Raw genomic sequence first — 19,409 nt, 5'->3', positions numbered from 1 at the left:
CGGGAGGGGAGCTTGAAGTCCTATCAATCTTCCAGACGCACGGTCGCATATTGCGTCGGAGCGCCGCGGCGCTTGACGCCGAGCAGCACGGCGCTGCGTCCGGCTTTTTTCGCCTCGCCAATCGCGCTTGCGAATTGGGCAGGCGATGCCACGCCGCGATAATTGACCGAAACGATCACATCGCCCCGGCGAATACCGGCCTGCGCTGCCGAACCTGTTCCCGGAATATCAATGACCACGCCCTTCATGCTGGCATCCATGCCCAACTGGCGTGCGATATCGGGGCTGAGGGGAATCACGCTGGCACCGATGGCGTCGCGAATGATTTTTGCATCGCCGTTGTCGCCACCATTGTCGAAATCCTTGTTCTCGTCAGGATCAAAGGTGCTCTGTGCCAGCTTTTCCTCCGGCGGACGGGTGCCTACAGTGGCGTTCAGCCGCATCGGTTTGCCTTCGCGCAAGATCTCCAGCGGGATGTTCGTGCCCGGCTTGATGTTGGCGACAATGTAGGAAAGCGTGTTGTCTGGGGTAACATCCTGACCGTTGACCTTGAGGACGATATCGCCCTCCTTCAATCCCGCCTTGTCGGCAGCTTCGCCAGGGACAGTACGGGTCACGAATTCGCCGCGGTTTTTGTCGATCCCCAGGGCGTCTGCCATGTCGGGTCCGACCTGCTGGATACCGATCCCCAGATAGCCACGCTCGGGGCGCACGCCCTTACGCAGCGATTCGATCACAGGAAGCGCTTCTTCGGCAGGGATGGCAAAGCCGACGCCGATATTCGCGCCAACGGGCGAGATCAGGCGGTTGTTGATCCCGATTACTTTGCCCTGCAGGTTGAACAGAGGGCCGCCGCTATTGCCGGGGTTGATCGCGGTGTCGGTTTGGATGAAGCGGTCATAGGCACCGCCTGCACCGATATTGCGCTGGAGCGCCGAAATGATGCCAGCTGTCACCGAACTGTTAAGACCGAGCGGGTTGCCGATCGCGATCACCCAGTCACCGACGCGATTCTTCTGTGAACTTTCCATTTCGACATAAGGCAGGTTTGTTGCGTCGATCTTGATCAAAGCAACATCCGAGGTCGGATCGCGGCCGACGATCTTTGCGGTATATTCCTTACCGTCGAACAGCGTCACCGTCACCGTATCAACGGCTTCGCCTGCAGGCCCGCCGGCGATGACATGGTTGTTCGTGACAATATAACCGTCAGAGGAAATGATGAAGCCCGAACCACCGCTCTGCTGTTCCTGCGTTACCGGGCGGCGTTCGCCGGTAAAGGGGTTGAAGCTGGTGGCGACCTGCACCTTTTGCTTGGTCGCGATGTTCACAACCGCTGGCTGCAGCCGTTCAACCAGATCGGCAAAGCTGCCTGGCGCGCCGCGCGGGGCCAGGCTCGATTGCGCGATGGCCACGGGGCCTTGCGCCGTTACCGGTCCTGCATCACCCGTGGAAAGCGCGTATGCGCTGCCTGACAGCAGCAAGAGGGCAGTCACTCCATAAGCGTAACGCACGATATCATTTCCTCTCATTCAAACCCTGTCCGGATGATCCCGGAAATTTCCCCAAAGCCCTTGCGGGCAAATAATGAACAGCAATTGAATAGGCCCAAATTGCCGATTGCCACCTTGTCGAACCGTCTATGCGCTTCGACAAACGACTATTCATCAACGCCCGTCGCGAAAGTTGCGCAGGAATTCGTTGTTCGGTGACAGCACGATATTGGTCTTGCCGACATTTTCGCCATCCTGAGCAAAGGTGCGGCGATAGGACTGCATCGACCGGTAGAAATCGTAGAATCCGGGATCCTTGTTATAGCTGGTGGCGTAGATACGCGCGGCCTCTGCCTCAGCATTGGCGCGGATGATCTGCGCTTCCTTTTGGCCCTCGGCGTCAATTGCGATTGCTTCCTGCTGACGCGCACTGCGCATCCGTTCGAAAGCCGATTTCAGCGGGGCGCCATCGGGCAAGTCGGCGCGCTTGATACGCACGTCGATAATCTCTGCCCCATATTTACGTGCTTCGCGGTTCAATGCCGTCTGCACCCGGTCCATCACTTGGCCGCGTTCGGGGCTGAGCATAGTGGCAAAGGTGGTGCGGCCCAGCTCGTTGCGTAGCGACGAACCAAGGATCGTGCGCAGCTGATCACGCAACCGATCTTCGCTGCGGATCGTGGTGTACATGAGCACCGGCTTGGTCACGCGAAAACGGGCAAAGGCATCGACCTGCAGGCGCAACTGGTCGGTGGATAGCACCTCCTGCCGCTCCATCTCGACGCTCAACACGCGTTTGTCGATATACTGAATTTGTTCGATGAAGGGGATGCGGAACACAAGACCTGTGGCCCGCTCGCCGAACTGCTGCTTCGGTTTATAGGCGTTCACGACGCGCAGCGGTTTGCCATAGCTGCTGACGATGGCCTGCTGCGTTTCAGGAACGACCGAAACCGACATGCCCAGCAAGACAAGGACACCCAGCCCCGCAAGGCTCATTGCGAAAGGATTTTGCAGGAAGGGCCGGTTCATTGCTTTTTCCCTGTGACAGTAACGGTGTCAGTGGTCGGATTGGCGCGCCGTTCGAGCGCTGGAAGCGGCAGGTAAGGCGTGACGCCGCCGGTCTCGACGATTGTCTTGTCTACCTTGCCGAGCACCTGCTCCATGGTTTCATAATAGAGCCGGCGGCGGGTCACTTCGGGTGCTTGACGATATTCTTCGTAAATCTTGTCGAACTCGGCGGTTTCACCGCGCGCAAGCTCGGTCACTCGGCTTGAATAGGCTCGGGCTTCGTTGAGATAGCTTTCGCGGCGCTGCTGCGCGGCGTTTACTTCGCGGAAGGCCTCATTGACCTCTGCCGGCGGATCGGATTCACGGATCGAGATGCTCTGGACGAAAACGCCCGAGCGATATTCATCGAAAATCGCCTGCATGCGCTGGCGCACCTGTGCCTCGATTTCCGAACGGCTGCCGCCAATGGCCTGGATCAGGTCAAAATTGGCGACGGCCGCGCGCATTGCGCTTTCCGCTACTTCCTGCACGCTGGTTTCGGGCTGGTCGAGTTGGAACAGGTATAGTTCGGGATCGCGGATCGACCAGCGGACGTCATAGGCCATGTCGACCAGATTTTGGTCGCGGGTCAGGACGAGATTTTCGCTGTTCGCGCGAACCGAACCGATTGATGTGGTTCTGATCTGCTGGGTGTCGACCTTTTCCAGTCGCTCGATAGGCGCAGGCAGGGTCAGCGCGATACCGGGTGCCACAGTACGTGAATAGCTGCCGAAAAAGGTAACCACGCCCTCTTGTTCAGGGCCGATGCGATGGATGCTGGTCCATGCCAGCCAGATGACGGCAAGGCCGCCGGCGATCATCGGCCACCAGCTTTTGCCATTGGCACGGGGCGGAAGGCCACCCCAACCGCCGCCGCCGGGGCGACGGAAAAGTTCCTCAAGCGAGGGACCACGCGGACGTCCTGACGACGCATTTTGCGGTTCCCACGGATTGGCCGTCTTGCCTTTGTCGTCCGGGCCATTTTCGGGTTCATTCGACACAGGTTCAGCCGGCTTTCTGCCGCCCTTGCCCGAACCGGGAAGATCCCATGGTCCCTTGCCTTCGTTATGCGACGCCTGCGGCGTCGCGCCATCCTCGTTTTTCATCATTGCCGACATATAGGAACGGCGTTTCAAGAAAAACAGTGTCATTCCCGACAATCTGATTCTATTCGGAATTTCATGATTGATATTGGTAAAGTTACAGAGGCCATCGCAGCGGTTGCACAAGGCCGCGCGAGTGGCATCAGGGAAAAAGACGGCACGGTTTTGCTGATGCTGGACGTGTCCGGACTGGACGTTGGCGCGCGTGATGCGCTGGCGCAGTCGGTCGAAGCCGCGGCAAATGCGGCTGCACCGGGCGCGCCGGTAAAGCTGTTGCAGACAGCAGAGCGTATCGTGCCGCGCCTGATCGCCATTGCTAGCGGCAAAGGTGGGGTCGGCAAATCGACGCTTTCGACCAATCTTGCCGTTGCAATGCGCCGGCAAGGTCGTGCCGTCGGGCTTGTTGATGCCGATATCTATGGTCCATCGCAACCGCGCCTACTGGGCGTTGAAGGCATCAAGCCAGAGGCTGAAGACAAGAAAATGCACCCGGTGACAGGCGCAGGCGGGGTTCCGTTTCTGTCCATGGGGCAATTGGCCGCCCCCGGTCAGGCAATTGCATGGCGCGGCCCGATGGCAGGGCAGGCGCTGTCGCAACTGGTCGATGCGCATTGGGGCGCGGTTCGCGAAATTGTGGTCGATATGCCGCCTGGTACCGGCGACATTCAACTTTCGATGATTCAAAAGCATCGACCAGCAGGCGCGTTGATTGTTTCGACGCCCCAAGACCTAGCCTTGATGGATGCCACCCGCGCCATCAGTTTTTTCAACCAAGCGAAGGTGCCGATCATCGGTCTGGTCGAAAATATGGCCGGCTATATCTGCCCGCATTGCGGCGAGATCAGTGATCCTTTCGGTCGCGGCGGTGCGGAGGCGGCTGCCGCGGAAATGGGTATTCCCTTCCTTGGCCGGATTCCGCTCGATATTGCGGTTCGACTTGCCAGCGATGCCGGCACCCCGCCTGCACTGTGCGATGATGTGGTGGCCCAGGCTTTTGGCGATATCGGTCGCAAATTGTCTGCATGGTTTGACGGGGGATCAGGGCAAAAGGGATGAGCGACGCGAAGCCCCTGCAGCTCAACCGGCGCAACCTGCTGATTGGCGGCGGCGTTGGCGTTGGCCTGCTGGTCGGCTGGGCCGTTTGGCCGCGCCGCTACCTTCCCACTATGGTTGCCGAAAAGGGTGAGCATCTCTTCGGCCCATGGCTGAAGATCGGGGAGGACGGGCGTGTCACGGTCGCGATCCCTCAAGCCGAAATGGGGCAGGGTAGCTATACTGCGCTGGCGCAAATCATCGCGGGCGAACTGGGTGCTGATTGGCGGTCGGTCGCCGTTGAGCCAGCTTTGCCCAGCCCTGTCTTCGCCAATGAATTATTTGTGCGCGAATGGCGGTCGGCCTTCGTTCCTGCCGCAATGGGCGCGATCAGCGACGAACGCTGGCTTGATGCGCCGGGCGATGAATGGGTGACACGCAACAATTTCATGATCACGGCAGGGTCAACCTCGATCCGCCAGTTTGAACGGCCGTGCCGCATCGCTGGTGCCGCCGCGCGGGCGGTGCTTTGCATGGCGGCGGCTGAACGTTGGGATACCGATTGGGAAAGCTGCGAAACCGAAGCTGGTTTTGTCACTTTCGGCAAACGCAAAATTGCCTTTGCCGAACTGGTGGCAGATGCTGCGGGAATGGACGTTCCCAGCCCGGTTCCGCTGCGTCCTTTTGCCGCAAACGCGATTTCGGGCAAAGAGGCGATCCGGCTGGATGCTGCGGCCAAGGTCGATGGCAGTGCCAATTTCGCGGGCGACATTCGCCTGCCCGACATGCTCTATGCATCGGTGCGCGCAGGGCCAATCGGCGACACGGTGCTCAAGGAGATTGACCGCGACGGCGCTATTGGGATCAAGGGGCTGGTTGATGTGGTGCGCACCGACCATTGGGTTGCGGCGCTTGGTACCAACTGGTGGGCGGCGAACAAGGCGCTCGACTCCATGGCACCGGTGTTTGCCACTACCGGACGTAAGCCGGAGACCGCATCAATCAACAATCAGCTTGAACGTGCGCTCGACAAGGGGCCTGGCGCGCGCTTTGTTGAAATCGGCTCGGTCGACGCCACGCTTGAAAAATCGGCGGGTACGCGCGTTTATCGTAGCCAGTTTTCGGTGCAGCCGGCGCTGCATGCTCCCATCGAAACGCGCAGTGCGACTGCCCAATTTGCGCAAGGACGGCTTACACTATGGCTGGCGACGCAGGCACCGCAGGCGGCACGCATCGCTGCCGCCAAGGCTATCGGGATCGATGCAGATGATGTTGCGCTGATCCAGATGCAGGCAGGCGGTAGTTTCGGGCGGAATCTTGATTCGCAGATAGCGGCGCAGGTTGCCGTGCTGGCCAAACATGTCGGTCGGCCGGTGCAACTGATCTGGTCGCGCCCCGAAGACTTCATGCGCGATCATGTTCGTCCGCCTGCCATGGCCCGGATGACGGCTTCGCTAGATATGGCGGGAAGGATTGCCGGAATGGCGGTCCGTATCGCCGTGCCGCCAATGGCGCGCGAACAGGTGGAGCGTCTGCGCGGCGCAAGCCCGGTTGAAGCGTTGAAAGAGGTCGCCGGTGAACATGATCCACTTGCGATTGACGGGGCCTTCCCGCCTTATGCGATCCCCAATCTCAGCATCGATCATTTCCCCGTAGACCTGCCACTTCCTACTGGCCTGTGGCGCGGTAATGCGCATAGCTACACCGCCTTTTTCGTTGAAAGTTTCATCAACGAACTGGCCGCTGCTGCGGGGTTGGAGCCTTTGTCGTTCCGCATGCAGATGTTAGTCGGGCAGACGCGACTGGCCCGATGTCTTACAGGCGTTGCGGCGCTGGCGGGTTGGGATGGTGGTGCCGAAGCCAGCGGCAAGGGCATTGCATGTCATTCCATGTATGGCAGCCACATCGCCGTGATCGCGTCTGCGCGCACCGACGAAAATGGTGTTCGCGTCGATCGCATATCGGCCTGCGTCGATTGCGGTCGGCTGATCAACCCCGAGCTTGCGCGCCAGCAGATCGAGGGCGGTATCGTGTTCGGCCTTGCGCAGGCGCTTGGTTCGGCTACCGATTATGAAAATGGCTTGCCGGTGGCGCGGCGTCTGCGCGACCTTGATCTGCCGATATTGTCGGACATTCCCGAGATTGAAATCGAATTTCTGCGCAATGACGAAGAACCTGGCGGTGTCAGCGAATTGGGCGTGCCCGCAGTTGCGCCCGCCATATCCAATGCGCTTTTTTCTGCAGCAGGGATCAAATTGAGGGAATTGCCCTTATTGTCGCGCGGGCTGTGAAGGCTATCGCGCTGTTATGAACCTCCCCCAAAATCACCCTTCCGTAAAAACGCCCAAGGTCGGCGTGCTGCTTGTCAATCTGGGCACGCCCGAAGCGCCGACGCCTTCAGCCGTGCGCCGCTATTTGAAGCAATTTCTTTCGGACCGGCGCGTTGTGGAAATCCCTGCGCTTATCTGGCAGCCGATCCTGCGTGGGATTATCCTCAATGTCAGGCCCCGCAAATCGGCCGCCAATTACGCCAAGGTCTGGATGGACGATGGCTCGCCGCTGGCTGTCTACAGCAAGGCGCAGGCCGAAAAGCTGCAGCAAAGACTGCCCGACGCCGACGTTCGCTATGCGATGCGTTACGGCGAACCTTCGATCGAACGGCAGTTGCACGCGATGAAGGCCGATGGCTGCAACCGCATCTTGGTTGCGCCGCTTTATCCGCAATATTCGGGTGCAACCACCGCAACGGTGATCGACGAAGTTGGCCGCACGCTTGCGGCAATGCGCTGGCAGCCCGCCATTCGCACGCTGCCTGCCTATCATGATGATCCGGCTTATATTGAGGCGGTGGCGCAATCACTGCGCGAAGGGCTGGCGGCGCTCGATTTCGAACCGGAAGAAATCATCGCAAGTTTCCATGGCATGCCGGATCGCACGCTGCATCTGGGCGATCCCTATCATTGCCATTGCCAGAAATCGGCCCGGCTGTTGGCAGAGGCTGTCGGCCGGCCGCTGACCATCGCTTTCCAATCGCGTTTTGGCCGTGCAAAATGGCTCGAACCGTCCACCGACGCCACGCTTGAGCGGCTGGCGCATGAGGGACGCAAAAAGGTTGCAATCTTTGCTCCGGGCTTCTCGGTCGACTGCCTCGAAACGCTCGAGGAACTGGCGATGCAAGGGCAGGAGCAGTTCGAGGAGGCTGGCGGTGAGCGCTATGCCTATATCCCGTGCCTTAATGATGGCGAGCCGGGCATGGACATGCTCGAAACGCTTGTTCGGCGTGAGCTTTCCGGCTGGCTTTGAATGACAATGCGCTGACGTTTACGGCAACTTGTCGCTATTCCCGACTCCAACTATGCCTTTGCTATCTGGAGGCAAAGGGCAGGAGTGGATTAAATGACGCGTATTGCGGTTGTAACCGGCGGGACCCGCGGGATTGGTGAAGCGATAAGCCTGAAGCTGAAGGAAAAGGGCCGCCATGTTATCGCCAATTATGGCGGTAATGACGAAGCCGCTCGTGCTTTTTCGGCTCGTACCGGCATCGATGTGCGGAAATGGGATGTGGGCGATCATCAGGCCTGCCTTGATGCCTGTGCAGAGATTGAAGAGCAGTTCGGTCCAATCGATATCCTCGTCAATAATGCGGGTATCACTCGCGATGCGACGATCATGAAAATGACCTTTGAACAGTGGGACGAAGTCATCCGGATCGACCTTACGGGCTGCTTCAACATGGCAAAGGCCTGCTTTCCCAATATGCGCACGCGCAGCTGGGGCCGGATCGTCAATGTCGGCTCAGTCAACGGGCAGGGCGGCCAGATCGGCCAGGTTAACTACGCAGCCGCCAAATCCGGCATTCACGGTTTTACCAAATCGCTCGCCATGGAAGGCGCGCGCTTTGGTGTGACAGCCAATGCCATCGCTCCAGGCTATATTGCGACCGAAATGCTCTCGACCATCCCTGACAATGTGATGGAAAAAATTGTCGCGCAAATTCCTGTCGGCCGATTGGGCCAGCCAGAGGAAATCGCCCGCGGCGTCGAATTTCTTACCAGCGACAATGCCAGTTTCATCACCGGATCGACGCTGTCGATCAACGGTGGCCAGCATATGTATTGATGGCCCTAAATCCGCCATATCATCCGCCAGTTAAGCGGAGCATTACAATTGCAGGTCACCAGACCTCAATCAGTCTGGAACCGCTTTTCTGGGAGATGCTGGTAGAGGCGGCTGCCGAACAGGGTATGCCAGTTAGTACTCTGGTGGGCGAAATCGACAATCAACGGCTTGCGTCGCCGACGCCTTCTGGACTGGCAGGTGCGATCCGGATCTGGCTGGTTGAAAGGTTGCGCGGTAGCGCCGAATAAAAAGTGCCGCACTGCCATATGGCAATTGCGGCACAAGACGCGACCCGAAGGATGAAATGGAACAGCTTGTAGCGTTCGGTAACGACGCGGCCGAGCAATTAGTTCAGTCCACCGGAATAAGTTCATAGCCGGTTGCTGGCCCTTCGGGGGGGGGAAGGCCAGCTTCGGATGGGAGCGGAATGAGGGAGGGAGGGCCCGCTGTTTATCCGAACACAATTGCTTGAACCGCATCGTTAGGAGCAGATTCTAGCCAGTTTGCAACGAAGGCCAATACCGGCAATTTCCTACCGGATTTCTCCTATAGGGTAATTTAGAGACCCGCTTCGACCGCAATGCGCACGGCATCGGCCGCATTTGACGTCGACAATTTCTTGAACATCAGCATCCGATGCATCTGCACGGTCTTCTCGCTCAGCGAGAGCATATAGGCGATCTGCTTGGTGCGGAAACCTTGAGCCATGTGTCTCAGGATTTCGCGCTGGCGCGGTGACAGTCGCTCGACAATGCGCGCTGCCTCCTGCTGCCTCACAACCGCGATGCTCTCTTCGTCATGGACGACTTCGATCTGTGATCCGACGAAATACTCTACACGCCCTGCATCATCGAACAGTGGCGCAATTACCACGGCGTTGCGAAAGGGAGAGCCGTCCTTGCGGTAATTGACCAGCTCGGCGAGTGTGGATCGACGCTCCTGAATGGCTTGGCGCAGCCGTTCAGTCTGACCAGTTTCAGTATCGGCGCCGCGCAGAAACCGGCAGTTGCGTCCCAAAACCTCATCGGCATCGTAGCCGGTTAGGTCGAGAAACGCCTGATTGACCGCGATCAGCGGGTTATCTTCCTGCTTGGGGTCGCTGACAACTGTCGCAATGGGGCTGTGTTGGATCGAATCCAGAACCGGGTGCCGCTTCCGGCTCGCTACGCGCATGTGCATGATATTCAGATTCCCTTCGCGGGGAAAATGGAACATTCGGCGCCACTTGGCAAGCGGAATACAGGGTTTTTACTGTAGTCCGAATTTTTCGTTTACAATTGGATACTCCTAGGCCGCCTCAATCTGCACCAACGCGTTCGATATCTGCGCCCGCCAGTTGCAGCTTTTCCTCTAGGCGTTCATAGCCGCGATCCAGGTGATAAATGCGCTGCACCTGCGTTTCGCCCTCGGCAATCAGGCCGGCGATGATCAGGCTCATCGACGCACGCAGGTCGGTCGCCATCACCGGCGCTCCGGTAAGTTTCTGCACACCATGGACGATCGCGGTTCGACCCTTGGTCTCTATATGAGCGCCCATCCGGTTGAGTTCGGGAACGTGCATATAGCGGTTTTCAAAGATTGTTTCGGTCAGCACGCTGGCACCATCGGCCATGCATAGCATCGCCATGAACTGCGCCTGCATGTCGGTGGCAAAGCCCGGATAGGGCGCGGTCGAGATTGTCAGCGGCTTCAGCCTGCCTTCGGCGGCAACTTTCAATCCGCCGGCGATCGCTTCAACTGAAACGCCTGCAGCGCGCAGGGCGTCGACGGTGGCCTGCATTTCCGGTTCATTTGCCCCGACCAGCTCGACTTCGCCGCCTGTGGTGGCAACCGCGCAGGCATAGCTGCCGGCTTCGATACGGTCGCTCATCACCCGATAAGTGGCGCCATGCAGCCTGTCCCTGCCATGGATGATCAGGTCCGAACTGCCGATGCCTTCGATATGCGCACCCATAGCAACCAGCAGATTGCACAGATCAACGATTTCAGGCTCGCGCGCGGCATTGTGGAGGATGCAGGTGCCCTTGGCGAGCACTGCGGCCATCAAGGCATTTTCGGTGGCACCCACTGACACAACCGGAAATGTGTAGCTGCCGCCCGGCAGGCCGCTGCCCGGTGCCGTCGCCTTCACATAGCCTGAGGCCAGTTCAATCTCTGCGCCAAAGGCTTCCAGTGCCTTCAGGTGCAGGTCGATTGGTCTGTTGCCGATCGCACAGCCGCCAGGCAGTGATACCGTCGCTTCCCCCATCCGTGCGAGCATCGGACCAAGGACGAGAATCGATGCGCGCATCTTACGCACCAGCTCATAGGGTGCGACAGAGGAAGTAATCCGGGGCGCTTCCAGCGTCATCACCCGCCCGAAATCCTCGGGGCGCGATCCGGCTATGGTGGTAGAAATACCAAATTGGTTCAGCAGATGCTGAAAGCCATCAATATCGGCAAGTCGGGGAAGGTTGCGCAACGTCAGCGGCTCGTCGGTCAGCAGCGCACAGGGAAGCAGTGTCAAAGCACTGTTTTTTGCGCCTGAAATCGGGATTTTGCCTCTGAGCTGATTGCCGCCGCGAATGATGATTTTATCCATCGCCCGTATTTAGCGGCATTGTGTGCGGAGGCAAGCCAGACTAATGCAGGAGCAGGAATCGACGCCATGAAACCATGTTTTCTGTATGGATTATGCGCGGCCCTTCAAGTCGTCACGCCTTGCAATGCCGTAGCAGTCGACGGGGCTGAGGCCGCTCCTGCCGTAGAATTAATCACGGTTGATTATCCTGTCCGGGCCTTGCGCGAAGGACGTCAGGGAACGGTTGTCCTTGCGCTAACTGTCGGAGCGGACGGTAGACCGAAATCCTGCGCTATCACGAGCAGCAGCGGCCACGTTGATCTCGACCGTGCTGCTTGCCAAAGCGCCATTCGTTTGGCCGGCTTTCCCCCCGTCCCCGACGGCAGCGATCGCCGGTTTACGCGCAAAGCGGAATTCCGGATCGTAGAGTGAGCGGAGGATCCCGGTCGGTTAGCCGACCAAAGCGTCGGCTACTTGGCTCAATCTCTCCTTGCCCCAGAAAATTTCGTCGCCGACAAAGAATGTCGGTACGCCAAAGGCCCCGCGCTCTGCTGCCTTTTCTGTGTTCGCGACCAGCTCTGCCTTAACTTCCGCGTCGTCGGCCTTGAGCAGAATCGCCGCGCTGTCTAGCCCCGCTTCGTCTAAGGTTGCGCGCACGATGTCCGCATCGCCCATGTTCGCTCCTTTCTCCCACATGGCAGCCATTACAGCCTCCACATAGGGCATGAAGCAGCCCAGATGCCGGGCCGCGACCGCACCGCGCATCAGGTGCAGGGAGTTGATGGGGAAGTGGGCGTTCATTGTGAACGGGATTTTGTGTGCTTTTACAAAACGATCAAACTCGAGCATCTCGTAATTGCGCTTTGCCGGGGTTTCGGCATAACGAATAAGCGGGGCCTGATTGTTGGTGATCTTGAACAGTCCGCCCAGAAGCACGGGCACATAGATGGCCTCAGCGCCATGCCCGGCGCAGAATTCAGGCAGCACCTTATGGGCAAGATAGCTATTTGGTCCGCCGAAATCGAACAGGAATTCAAAGGTTTTTGTCATCAGAATTTCTCTCCCCAAGGGCGCAGGTCGAGTTCATGCGTCCATGCGCTACGATGTTGTTTGTGCAGCATCACATATTGCGCGGCTATCGCATCGGGGGATAGCACAAGGTCGTGGGCCTTTGCCTCCTCGAAATCGGGGCGTAACCCGCGGACAAACTCCGTGTCGATCCCGCCGTCAATCACGACATGGGCGACATGGATGCCCTGTGGTCCCAATTCGCGCGCCATGGATTGTGCCAGCATCCGTAGCGCCGCTTTCGCACCAGAGAAGGCCGAGAAACCGTCTCCGCCACGCAGGCTGGCGGTCGCGCCTGTGAAGATGATGGTCCCGCGCTGCCGCTCCGCCATGCGCTTCGCCACTTCGCGGCCCATCAGGAAACCGGCAAAGGTCGCCATTTCCCAGACCTTGCGATACACCTGCGCACTGGTATCTGTAACGGCAAAGCGCACATTGGCGCCGATGTTGAACACGGCAACATCGATCGGCCCGGCTTCGCGTTCTACTGTTTCGACCAATGTGATCATTGCATCCTCATCGCGTGCGTCGGCCGGGAAAGCCTTCGCCTCATGTCCGCTATCGCGGATCGATGCCGCCAGCGCCTCCAACTTGTCGGCATGGCGGGGTCGGCGGTTGACGCAAGCGATGTAACCCTCCGCTGCAAAGGCCCGTGCTATCGCCCCGCCGGTGGCGTCGCCTGCACCGATGATCAAAGCTGCTGTCATCAAACCCTATTCTCCCTTGCCCACTTAATCGCTTGCCAGCGCCTAATTTGCAAATGATAGCGATGCTAAATTCGGAGAGAGAAACATGAAATTGCGTCGCCACTATCTGCTGCTTCTTGCGCCTGTTTTGTTAGCTGCCGCTCCGCCGCCGTCGGATGGTGGCATGATCATTAGTGGTGGACCGATCGTGACGATGGCGGGCGACCAGCCGGCGAGCGTGGAAGCAGTGCTGGTCCGCGATGGCAAGATCGTGGTCACCGGCAGCCTTGCAGAGGTCAAAAAGGCCGCGCGAGGCAAGGCGGAATCGGTTGATCTCAAGGGCCGCACCTTATTGCCCGGATTTATCGATGCGCATGGCCATATTGGTTTTGTTGGACAAAATGCTGCCATGGCGCCTCTGCAACCGCCGCCGGTCGGCGAAGTTGCCAGCATCGCGCAATTGCAGGAAGTGCTGCGCAACTATCCGCGGCCCGCCGCCATGCCGTTGATCATCGGCAATGGTTATGATGATTCGCAGTTGGCCGAACGGAGGCACCCCACGCGTCATGATCTGGACGCAGTGTCCTCAACATTGCCCATCCTTGTCATCCATGTCAGCGGCCATTTTGCTTCGATGAATTCCGCCATGCTGAAAATGGTTGGGTTCGGGCCGGATACGCCTGATCCGGCAGGCGGGGTAATCCGGCGGGAGGCAGACGGAAAGACCCCCAACGGCGTTATCGAGGAAACGGCAATGTATCCGCTGATGAAGATACTTGCGCCATCCAGCATTGAGGCAAACATTGCGCCGCTTGTGGCTGGTGCGAAAATCTATGCGGCCAACGGGATTACGACTGGGCAGGATGGGCGGATCATGCCCGAAAGCTGGCCTGCCTATGAAGAGGCGGCAAAGCGCGGTGTGCTGCCGATTGATATTGTTGCTCTGACCTCGTTTGAGCGGGATTGGCCTGAGGCTGTGCGCGCACGGATCGGCAAGGGCTATGTCGGCAATGTCCGCATTGGAGGGGTAAAACTGACGCTCGATGGATCGCCGCAGGGGCGCACAGCCTGGCTGAAGGATGCTGTGCCGGTTCCACCACATGGCCAGAAAGAAGGCTATGCCGGTTATCCGGCGATAGACCTGTCGCTGTTCAACGCTAAGCTTGCCGATGCCGCGAAAAATGGCTGGCAGGTGTTCGTCCATGTCAATGGCGATGCTGCAGCGCAGGCGCTGATCGACGGTGTGCGCGCCAACGGCCTATCGGGCCGGCGTACCATCGCGATCCATAACCAAGTGGTGCAGCGTGACCAGTTGGAGGCGATGAAGGTGCTGGATATCCAGCCGAGCTTCTTTGCGAACCACACATTCTATTGGGGCGATTGGCACCGTGAAGTGGCCCTTGGTGCGAAACGGGCGGATTTCATTTCGCCTCAGGCCACCGCCTGGGCGCTTGGGCTTCGCCCGACGGCGCATAATGATTCGCCGGTGGTGCCGCCCGATATACTTCGGCTGGTATGGTCTTCGGTGAATCGCCGCACGCAATCTGGTGATATATTGGGGCCGATGGAGCGGGTATCGCCGTATCGCGCCCTGCAACAAGTAACGATCAATGCCGCATGGCAAATTGGCGAGGATAGCAGCAAAGGTAGCATCGAGCCCGGCAAGCGCGCTGACCTAGTATTGCTAGACGGCAATCCCCTGACAACCGATCCAGCCGAGATTTACAAGATCAAGGTGGTGGCAACGGTGAAGGACGGAAAGCCGGTGTTTGGGGAACTGGTGCCTGCCAAACCTTAGGGCGTCGGCCGGGTCCGAAACTGCAGAATTACGCCTTTTCGAGCGTGCATTGCAGCGGGTGCTGGTTCTTTTTTGCAAAGTCGAGCACCTGGTTCACCTTGGTTTCGGCGACCTCATAGGTAAAAATCCCGCAGATCCCGACACCCTTTTGATGGACGTGCAACATCACCCGCGTTGCCTGTTCGGTATCCATCTGGAAAAACGCCTTGAGCACGTGGACGACAAATTCCATCGGGGTATAGTCGTCGTTCAAGAGCAGCACTTTGTATTGACTGGGCTTCTTGGTTTTGGGGCGGGTGCGTGTGGCCAACCCGACGCCGGGGCGACCATTGCGGTCGTCATCACCGGCGGGGCCGGCATGGATGGGCGTGAGGCTTTGTGTCATCAACATTTCTATAAAATAGAATAAGCCGGATGGGCTGTGCAAGGGTAGATAGTGGTAAACCCGTAAAGAACCGCATTTGCCCTGCGACGCTTTTCTATCACGCCATATGCCAAACAGCCTCCGGCGGAAAGTTGCTAGGAAAAAAGCCGCCCTTCCGCTTGGGAAGGACGGCTTCTTATTCATGCGCCGGCTCGTCTGGCTTCCTGCCTCCATGGGAGGAGAGGAGAGAGGGGGCAGGTGCTCTAACGCACCGGCGCAATCCTTATAAAAGGCTTAGGCAGCCTTTTTGAAGAAGTCGGCAGCGACCGCGAAACGGTTCGAGATCGGCTGGAACATGTCGTTGGCAAGCTTCACAAAGGCTTCGGTATTTTTCGAACCTTGCGCAACCGCAGTGTCAAAGCCCTTGCGCATCCATTCGCCCTGCAGCTTCACAAAGTCGGTCGGATTCTTGATTGAGGTGACTTCCTTTACGGCTACCTGAAGCTCTTCGAAATTCTTTTTCGCATATTCGATATTGGTTTTACCCATATCCTGCGCGCCCTTGGCAGCGATCTTGCCGGCTTCCACCAAGGCTTCGATGTTTGCCTTGTTGAATTCAACGGCTTCTGCTGCGAACTTCTGGCCTTTTTCGGTGGCTTCGGTTGCCTTTTCACGGATGTCGGAGAGGAAATCAGCGGCCTTGGCCTGAGCTTCTTTCGCAGTTTTTTCTACGGTCTCGGTCATTTTCTTCACTCCTTCGGAGAGGGGTTTCCCTTCGACGGAAACGATGCGGGAGACCAGCTTTTCCGCCTTGGGGGCGGCGGGCTTTGAAACACGCGCCTGAGGCGCCGCAATCTTGCGGGGCTTGGGTGCAGTGGTTTCAGCCTTGCTTGCCATGATGCATGCGCCTTTCGTCTTTGTTGCAGTGCACAATAATGCTGCGGCGCAACAAAGTCAATTATTATTGTGCGCTGCACAATGAAATTTAAGCGCGTTAAATCAGGGCGTAAGCGATTTCAGATAGAGATATTCGTCGTCGCGATGCGTACCAACAATGAAATAGGTATCGCCCACATGGGTGAATCCGTTCTTATGGTAGAAACGCTGTCCGCGCGGATTGTCGCTATAGACGCTCAACAAAAGTGCGTTGGCGCCGACTGCATTTGCCTCTTCCACGGCCCAGTCGGTCAATGCCTGTGCGACGCCGGTGCCATGGTGGCTGGCCATGATATAGAGCTGTTTCAGTTCGACGATTTTGCGATCGCCCGCATCATAATCGAGCGATTTGTCAAAGCCGATCTTGCAATAGCCGATCATACGGTCGCCATCTTGCGCAACGCGATAGCGGCGCTGCGGGCTGGCCATTTCGGCCGCCACGATTTCGGGCCCATAGGTCTGCGCCTCGAATAACGCCAGATCTTCCGGCCGGTAGAGATGGCCGAATGCCTCTCGAAAACTGTCGCGCCCCAGCGCGGCGAGGATCTCTGCCTCGTCGCTCCGGGGCGCGCGATAGGTAACGCTTTCAATCACGCGGATCAGTCAATCGCGAGCCGTTCAAAGCGGTCATAATGGAAATCGGCACTGCCAAACTGGCCTTCGATCATCGTTGCCCTTTTGAAATAATGGCCGATCGCCAGTTCCTGCGTAATCCCGATGCCGCCATGCGTCTGGACGGCATTCTGCCCGGCAAATTTCGCGCCACGCGAAACTTTTGCCTTCGCCTGGCTGACCGCCGCCATGCGTTCTGCCGCCGGTTTATCGAGGTGCAGCATTGCATAGGTCGTCATCGACTTCGCCTGCTCGACTTCCATGAAGATATCGACCATCCGGTGCTGTAGCACTTGGAAACGGGCGATGGGCTGGCCGAACTGCTGGCGCTGCTTCGAATAGTCGAGCGTGCCTTCATGCAGCTTTGCCATGACGCCCGTTGCTTCGGCGCAAACCGCGACGGTCGCTTCATCGACGATCTTTTCAATGAGGTCCATCCCGCCGGGCAGCAGGGCATCGCCCGGGATCGCGACATTTTCGAAATAGATTTCGGAAGCGCGGTTACCATCAACCGTTGGATAATCACGCCGGACGATGCCAGGCAAATTGGCATCGATCAGGAACAGTTCAACGCCTTGACGTTCGCGCTGGTCGCCGCCGGTGCGTGCGGTAACAAGAAGGTGCGTCGCCCAAGGTGCGCAATAAACCACGCCCTTATGACCGCTGAGCACATAACCGCTGCCATCGGCCTTTGCTGTCGTACGGATATTTGCAAGGTCATAACGGCCCTGCGGTTCCGCATAGGCAAAAGCGATGATGGTATCGCCGCCAATAATGCCCGGGATTACTGCATCGGCTACCGCGCCGCCGACTGCCTTCAATGCACCGCCGCCGATCACTACAGTTTGCAGATAAGGTTCGATTGCGATGACATTGCCAAGTTCTTCCATGATCAGCGCATTTTCGATGTGGCTTCCGCCGAGACCGCCATGGGCTTCAGCGAAGGGCGCGCTTAGCATGCCGAGTTCGGTAGCCAGCGCACGCCAAATGCCAGGATCGCGGCCAGCTTCGCTGGCGATCATTTTCTGACGGCTGTCAAAATCATAGCTGTCGCTGAGGAAACGCGACAGCGTGTCGCGGATCATCGTTTGCGTTTCGGTGTAGGTGAAATCCATGTTGTCTCTCTCTCCGTAAGTTTCCCCTCCCGCTAGCGGAAGGGGTTAGGGGAGGGGGCGAGCAAAGCGAGCTTTGCGCCTTCACAGGCCCTCCCGGGGCCCCTCCCGCAGGCGGGAGGGGAGGGTATCGCTCAAAGCCCGAGCACCATCTTCGCGATGATGTTGCGCTGGATCTCGTTCGAGCCGCCATAGATCGTCGTCTTGCGCGCGTTGAAATAGGTCGGTGCAGCGCGGTGGGCGTAATCGGGACCGATCGGATGCTCATTGTCACCTTCGCCGAAACCCCGGAAATAGGGCGCGCCATAATGGCCAACAGCTTCCAAGGCGAGTTCGGTGATTCTCTGCTGGATTTCGGAGCCCTTGATCTTGAGAAGGCTCGATTCCGGTCCGGGGCCGCGACCTGCCGCTTCACCAGCAAGACTCCGCAGTTCGGTGAATTCGAGTGCGGTCAGATCGGTCTGCAGTTCTGCAATTTTTCGCTTGAAGAACGGGTTCGCGATCAGCGGACGGTCGCCATCCTGTTCCGAACGGGCGATTTCCTTGATCCGCTCGACGCCGCGCTTTGACGAGGCAACGCCGGCAATACCGGTCCGTTCATGCGCGAGCAGGAACTTGGCGCAGGTCCAGCCCTTATTTTCTTCATAGACGCGATTTTCGACCGGCACGCGGACATTTTCGAGCCAAACTTCGTTGACTTCATGCTCGCCGCCAAGGGTGATGATCGGGCGCACGGTGATCCCGGGCGTTTTCATGTCGATCAAAAGGAAGCTGATGCCTTCCTGCTGCTTCGCATCCTTGTCGGTGCGAACGAGGAAGAAGCCCCAATCGGCGTGCTGTGCCATCGTCGTCCAGGTTTTCTGGCCGTTCACGACATAATGATCGCCATCGCGCACAGCGGAGGTGCGCAAGGATGCAAGGTCGGAGCCCGAACCCGGCTCCGAATAGCCCTGACACCACCAATCGTCGCCCGAAAGGATACCAGGCAGGAATTTGGCTTTCTGTTCGGGTGTACCAAATGTGTAGATCACAGGACCAACCATCGCCAAGCCAAACGGCATCAGTCGGATGCAATCAGCGCGTGCGGTTTCTTCTGACCAGATATAGCGCTGCGTTGCGGTCCATCCGGTGCCGCCATATTCAACGGGCCATGCCGGAGCGACCCAGCCCTTTTTATGCAGGATGCGGTGCCAGGCGAGGAAATCCTCCTTGCTTAGGTCATCGCCTTCATCCTGCTTACCGCGCAGGTCAGCCGGGTAGTTTTCGGCGATGAAGGCGCGGACCTCGTCGCGAAACGCAAGGTCTTCGGCATTGAATTCCATATCCATGACAGCTCTCCTCGAAATGCAGTGAAGAGATGCGGTTTCGCCTGATCTGCAAGCGACTCACGCACCATTTCCGACTGCCCGACGGTTTACTGTACGTTTACGTAAACGTCAATTGACCTGCCGCCTATTTGGCAACATTGTGTTGACT

19 protein-coding genes are annotated in these 19,409 nt (G+C 58.3%); 7 read left to right on the top strand and 12 right to left on the bottom strand.

The genetic code is table 11. From position 1 onward, the window contains the following. Positions 1 to 23 precede the first annotated feature (23 nt). The 3 genes from RSE16_00195 to hflK form a co-directional block, all read right to left on the bottom strand. Positions 24 to 1,532, bottom strand: coding sequence for a trypsin-like peptidase domain-containing protein (locus RSE16_00195; protein ID WRH75936.1), 1,509 nt, complete (start codon positions 1,530 to 1,532; stop codon positions 24 to 26). A 135-nt stretch (positions 1,533 to 1,667) separates the two neighbouring features. Next, positions 1,668 to 2,525, bottom strand: a complete 858-nt coding sequence (locus tag RSE16_00190; protein WRH75935.1) for a protease modulator HflC — start codon at positions 2,523 to 2,525, stop codon at positions 1,668 to 1,670. Next, positions 2,522 to 3,694: an FtsH protease activity modulator HflK gene (hflK, locus tag RSE16_00185; GenBank protein WRH75934.1), complete on the bottom strand. Its 1,173-nt coding sequence runs from the start codon at positions 3,692 to 3,694 to the stop codon at positions 2,522 to 2,524. Before hflK ends, RSE16_00190 begins: the two co-directional genes overlap by 4 nt. A 30-nt stretch (positions 3,695 to 3,724) precedes the next feature. Between hflK and RSE16_00180 the strand changes: the two genes are divergently transcribed. The 5 genes from RSE16_00180 to RSE16_00160 all read left to right on the top strand — a co-directional run bounded on the left by RSE16_00180 (position 3,725) and on the right by RSE16_00160 (position 9,045). Beyond that, positions 3,725 to 4,702, top strand: coding sequence for an Mrp/NBP35 family ATP-binding protein (locus RSE16_00180; GenBank protein WRH75933.1), 978 nt, complete (start codon positions 3,725 to 3,727; stop codon positions 4,700 to 4,702). After that, positions 4,699 to 6,969 carry a molybdopterin cofactor-binding domain-containing protein gene (locus RSE16_00175; GenBank protein WRH75932.1) on the top strand — a complete coding sequence of 757 codons (2,271 nt, stop codon included), beginning with the start codon at positions 4,699 to 4,701 and terminating at the stop codon, positions 6,967 to 6,969. Before RSE16_00180 ends, RSE16_00175 begins: the two co-directional genes overlap by 4 nt. A gap of 16 nt (positions 6,970 to 6,985) precedes the next feature. Beyond that, complete coding sequence (hemH, locus tag RSE16_00170; protein ID WRH75931.1) at positions 6,986 to 7,981, top strand: ferrochelatase; 996 nt, start codon at positions 6,986 to 6,988, stop codon at positions 7,979 to 7,981. 93 nt (positions 7,982 to 8,074) lie between these two features. Next, positions 8,075 to 8,797: an acetoacetyl-CoA reductase gene (gene phbB / locus RSE16_00165; GenBank protein WRH75930.1), complete on the top strand. Its 723-nt coding sequence runs from the start codon at positions 8,075 to 8,077 to the stop codon at positions 8,795 to 8,797. Continuing rightward, entirely contained in the window at positions 8,797 to 9,045 is a 249-nt protein-coding gene (locus RSE16_00160) for a ribbon-helix-helix domain-containing protein (GenBank protein WRH75929.1), read from the top strand. Before phbB ends, RSE16_00160 begins: the two co-directional genes overlap by 1 nt. A 310-nt stretch (positions 9,046 to 9,355) precedes the next feature. Here RSE16_00160 and RSE16_00155 read toward each other — a convergent pair whose 3' ends face one another. Continuing rightward, positions 9,356 to 10,012 (bottom strand): PAS domain-containing protein, encoded by a 657-nt coding sequence (locus RSE16_00155; protein ID WRH75928.1) that lies wholly within the window; start codon positions 10,010 to 10,012, stop codon positions 9,356 to 9,358. Positions 10,013 to 10,094: 82 nt separating this feature from the next. Then, the gene (murA, locus tag RSE16_00150; protein ID WRH75927.1) at positions 10,095 to 11,378 is read right to left on the bottom strand and encodes a UDP-N-acetylglucosamine 1-carboxyvinyltransferase; all 1,284 of its coding nucleotides are present in this window, start codon (positions 11,376 to 11,378) and stop codon (positions 10,095 to 10,097) included. 66 nt (positions 11,379 to 11,444) lie between these two features. Here murA and RSE16_00145 point away from each other — a divergent pair, with 66 nt between their 5' ends. After that, on the top strand, positions 11,445 to 11,789 hold the full coding sequence (locus tag RSE16_00145) for an energy transducer TonB (protein WRH75926.1): 345 nt from the start codon (positions 11,445 to 11,447) through the stop codon (positions 11,787 to 11,789). Between the two features lie 18 nt (positions 11,790 to 11,807). On the opposite strand, the gene RSE16_00140 is transcribed toward RSE16_00145, so the two are convergent. Both RSE16_00140 and RSE16_00135 read right to left on the bottom strand, forming a co-directional pair. Further along, on the bottom strand, positions 11,808 to 12,407 hold the full coding sequence (locus RSE16_00140; protein ID WRH75925.1) for a 2-hydroxychromene-2-carboxylate isomerase: 600 nt from the start codon (positions 12,405 to 12,407) through the stop codon (positions 11,808 to 11,810). Next, positions 12,407 to 13,132 (bottom strand): SDR family oxidoreductase, encoded by a 726-nt coding sequence (locus RSE16_00135; protein ID WRH75924.1) that lies wholly within the window; start codon positions 13,130 to 13,132, stop codon positions 12,407 to 12,409. The genes RSE16_00140 and RSE16_00135 overlap by 1 nt, the downstream gene beginning before the upstream one ends. Before the next feature lie 85 nt (positions 13,133 to 13,217). On the opposite strand from RSE16_00135, the gene RSE16_00130 reads away from it, so the two are divergent. Beyond that, positions 13,218 to 14,909 carry an amidohydrolase gene (locus tag RSE16_00130; protein WRH75923.1) on the top strand — a complete coding sequence of 564 codons (1,692 nt, stop codon included), beginning with the start codon at positions 13,218 to 13,220 and terminating at the stop codon, positions 14,907 to 14,909. Positions 14,910 to 14,937: 28 nt separating this feature from the next. Here the strand turns inward: RSE16_00130 and clpS are convergent, their stop codons facing one another. The 5 genes from clpS to RSE16_00105 all read right to left on the bottom strand — a co-directional run bounded on the left by clpS (position 14,938) and on the right by RSE16_00105 (position 19,261). After that, the gene (gene clpS / locus RSE16_00125; protein ID WRH75922.1) at positions 14,938 to 15,294 is read right to left on the bottom strand and encodes an ATP-dependent Clp protease adapter ClpS; all 357 of its coding nucleotides are present in this window, start codon (positions 15,292 to 15,294) and stop codon (positions 14,938 to 14,940) included. Positions 15,295 to 15,567: 273 nt separating this feature from the next. Next, positions 15,568 to 16,170, bottom strand: coding sequence for a phasin family protein (locus RSE16_00120; protein WRH75921.1), 603 nt, complete (start codon positions 16,168 to 16,170; stop codon positions 15,568 to 15,570). A 102-nt stretch (positions 16,171 to 16,272) separates the two neighbouring features. After that, positions 16,273 to 16,803 (bottom strand): GNAT family N-acetyltransferase, encoded by a 531-nt coding sequence (locus RSE16_00115; protein ID WRH75920.1) that lies wholly within the window; start codon positions 16,801 to 16,803, stop codon positions 16,273 to 16,275. A 5-nt stretch (positions 16,804 to 16,808) separates the two neighbouring features. Next, complete coding sequence (locus RSE16_00110) at positions 16,809 to 17,936, bottom strand: acyl-CoA dehydrogenase family protein (protein WRH75919.1); 1,128 nt, start codon at positions 17,934 to 17,936, stop codon at positions 16,809 to 16,811. Between the two features lie 131 nt (positions 17,937 to 18,067). Beyond that, the gene (locus RSE16_00105) at positions 18,068 to 19,261 is read right to left on the bottom strand and encodes an acyl-CoA dehydrogenase family protein (protein ID WRH75918.1); all 1,194 of its coding nucleotides are present in this window, start codon (positions 19,259 to 19,261) and stop codon (positions 18,068 to 18,070) included. Positions 19,262 to 19,409 lie beyond the last annotated feature (148 nt).

Source organism: Sphingobium sp. (assembly GCA_035196065.1).
In the GTDB taxonomy this organism is placed as follows: domain Bacteria; phylum Pseudomonadota; class Alphaproteobacteria; order Sphingomonadales; family Sphingomonadaceae; genus Sphingorhabdus_B; species Sphingorhabdus_B rara.
The sequence above is the reverse complement of the archived record's forward strand: the minus strand, read 5'-3'. Positions and strand labels throughout refer to the sequence as shown.

Coding starts and splice junctions, on each gene's coding strand:
- RSE16_00195 (WRH75936.1), bottom strand. CDS start 1,532: ATGAGAGGAAATGATATCGTGCGTTACGCTTATGGAGTGACTGCCCTC.
- RSE16_00190 (WRH75935.1), bottom strand. CDS start 2,525: ATGAACCGGCCCTTCCTGCAAAATCCTTTCGCAATGAGCCTTGCGGGG.
- hflK (WRH75934.1), bottom strand. CDS start 3,694: ATGACACTGTTTTTCTTGAAACGCCGTTCCTATATGTCGGCAATGATG.
- RSE16_00180 (WRH75933.1), top strand. CDS start 3,725: ATGATTGATATTGGTAAAGTTACAGAGGCCATCGCAGCGGTTGCACAA.
- RSE16_00175 (WRH75932.1), top strand. CDS start 4,699: ATGAGCGACGCGAAGCCCCTGCAGCTCAACCGGCGCAACCTGCTGATT.
- hemH (WRH75931.1), top strand. CDS start 6,986: ATGAACCTCCCCCAAAATCACCCTTCCGTAAAAACGCCCAAGGTCGGC.
- phbB (WRH75930.1), top strand. CDS start 8,075: ATGACGCGTATTGCGGTTGTAACCGGCGGGACCCGCGGGATTGGTGAA.
- RSE16_00160 (WRH75929.1), top strand. CDS start 8,797: ATGGCCCTAAATCCGCCATATCATCCGCCAGTTAAGCGGAGCATTACA.
- RSE16_00155 (WRH75928.1), bottom strand. CDS start 10,012: ATGTTCCATTTTCCCCGCGAAGGGAATCTGAATATCATGCACATGCGC.
- murA (WRH75927.1), bottom strand. CDS start 11,378: ATGGATAAAATCATCATTCGCGGCGGCAATCAGCTCAGAGGCAAAATC.
- RSE16_00145 (WRH75926.1), top strand. CDS start 11,445: ATGAAACCATGTTTTCTGTATGGATTATGCGCGGCCCTTCAAGTCGTC.
- RSE16_00140 (WRH75925.1), bottom strand. CDS start 12,407: ATGACAAAAACCTTTGAATTCCTGTTCGATTTCGGCGGACCAAATAGC.
- RSE16_00135 (WRH75924.1), bottom strand. CDS start 13,132: ATGACAGCAGCTTTGATCATCGGTGCAGGCGACGCCACCGGCGGGGCG.
- RSE16_00130 (WRH75923.1), top strand. CDS start 13,218: ATGAAATTGCGTCGCCACTATCTGCTGCTTCTTGCGCCTGTTTTGTTA.
- clpS (WRH75922.1), bottom strand. CDS start 15,294: ATGACACAAAGCCTCACGCCCATCCATGCCGGCCCCGCCGGTGATGAC.
- RSE16_00120 (WRH75921.1), bottom strand. CDS start 16,170: ATGGCAAGCAAGGCTGAAACCACTGCACCCAAGCCCCGCAAGATTGCG.
- RSE16_00110 (WRH75919.1), bottom strand. CDS start 17,936: ATGGATTTCACCTACACCGAAACGCAAACGATGATCCGCGACACGCTG.
- RSE16_00105 (WRH75918.1), bottom strand. CDS start 19,261: ATGGATATGGAATTCAATGCCGAAGACCTTGCGTTTCGCGACGAGGTC.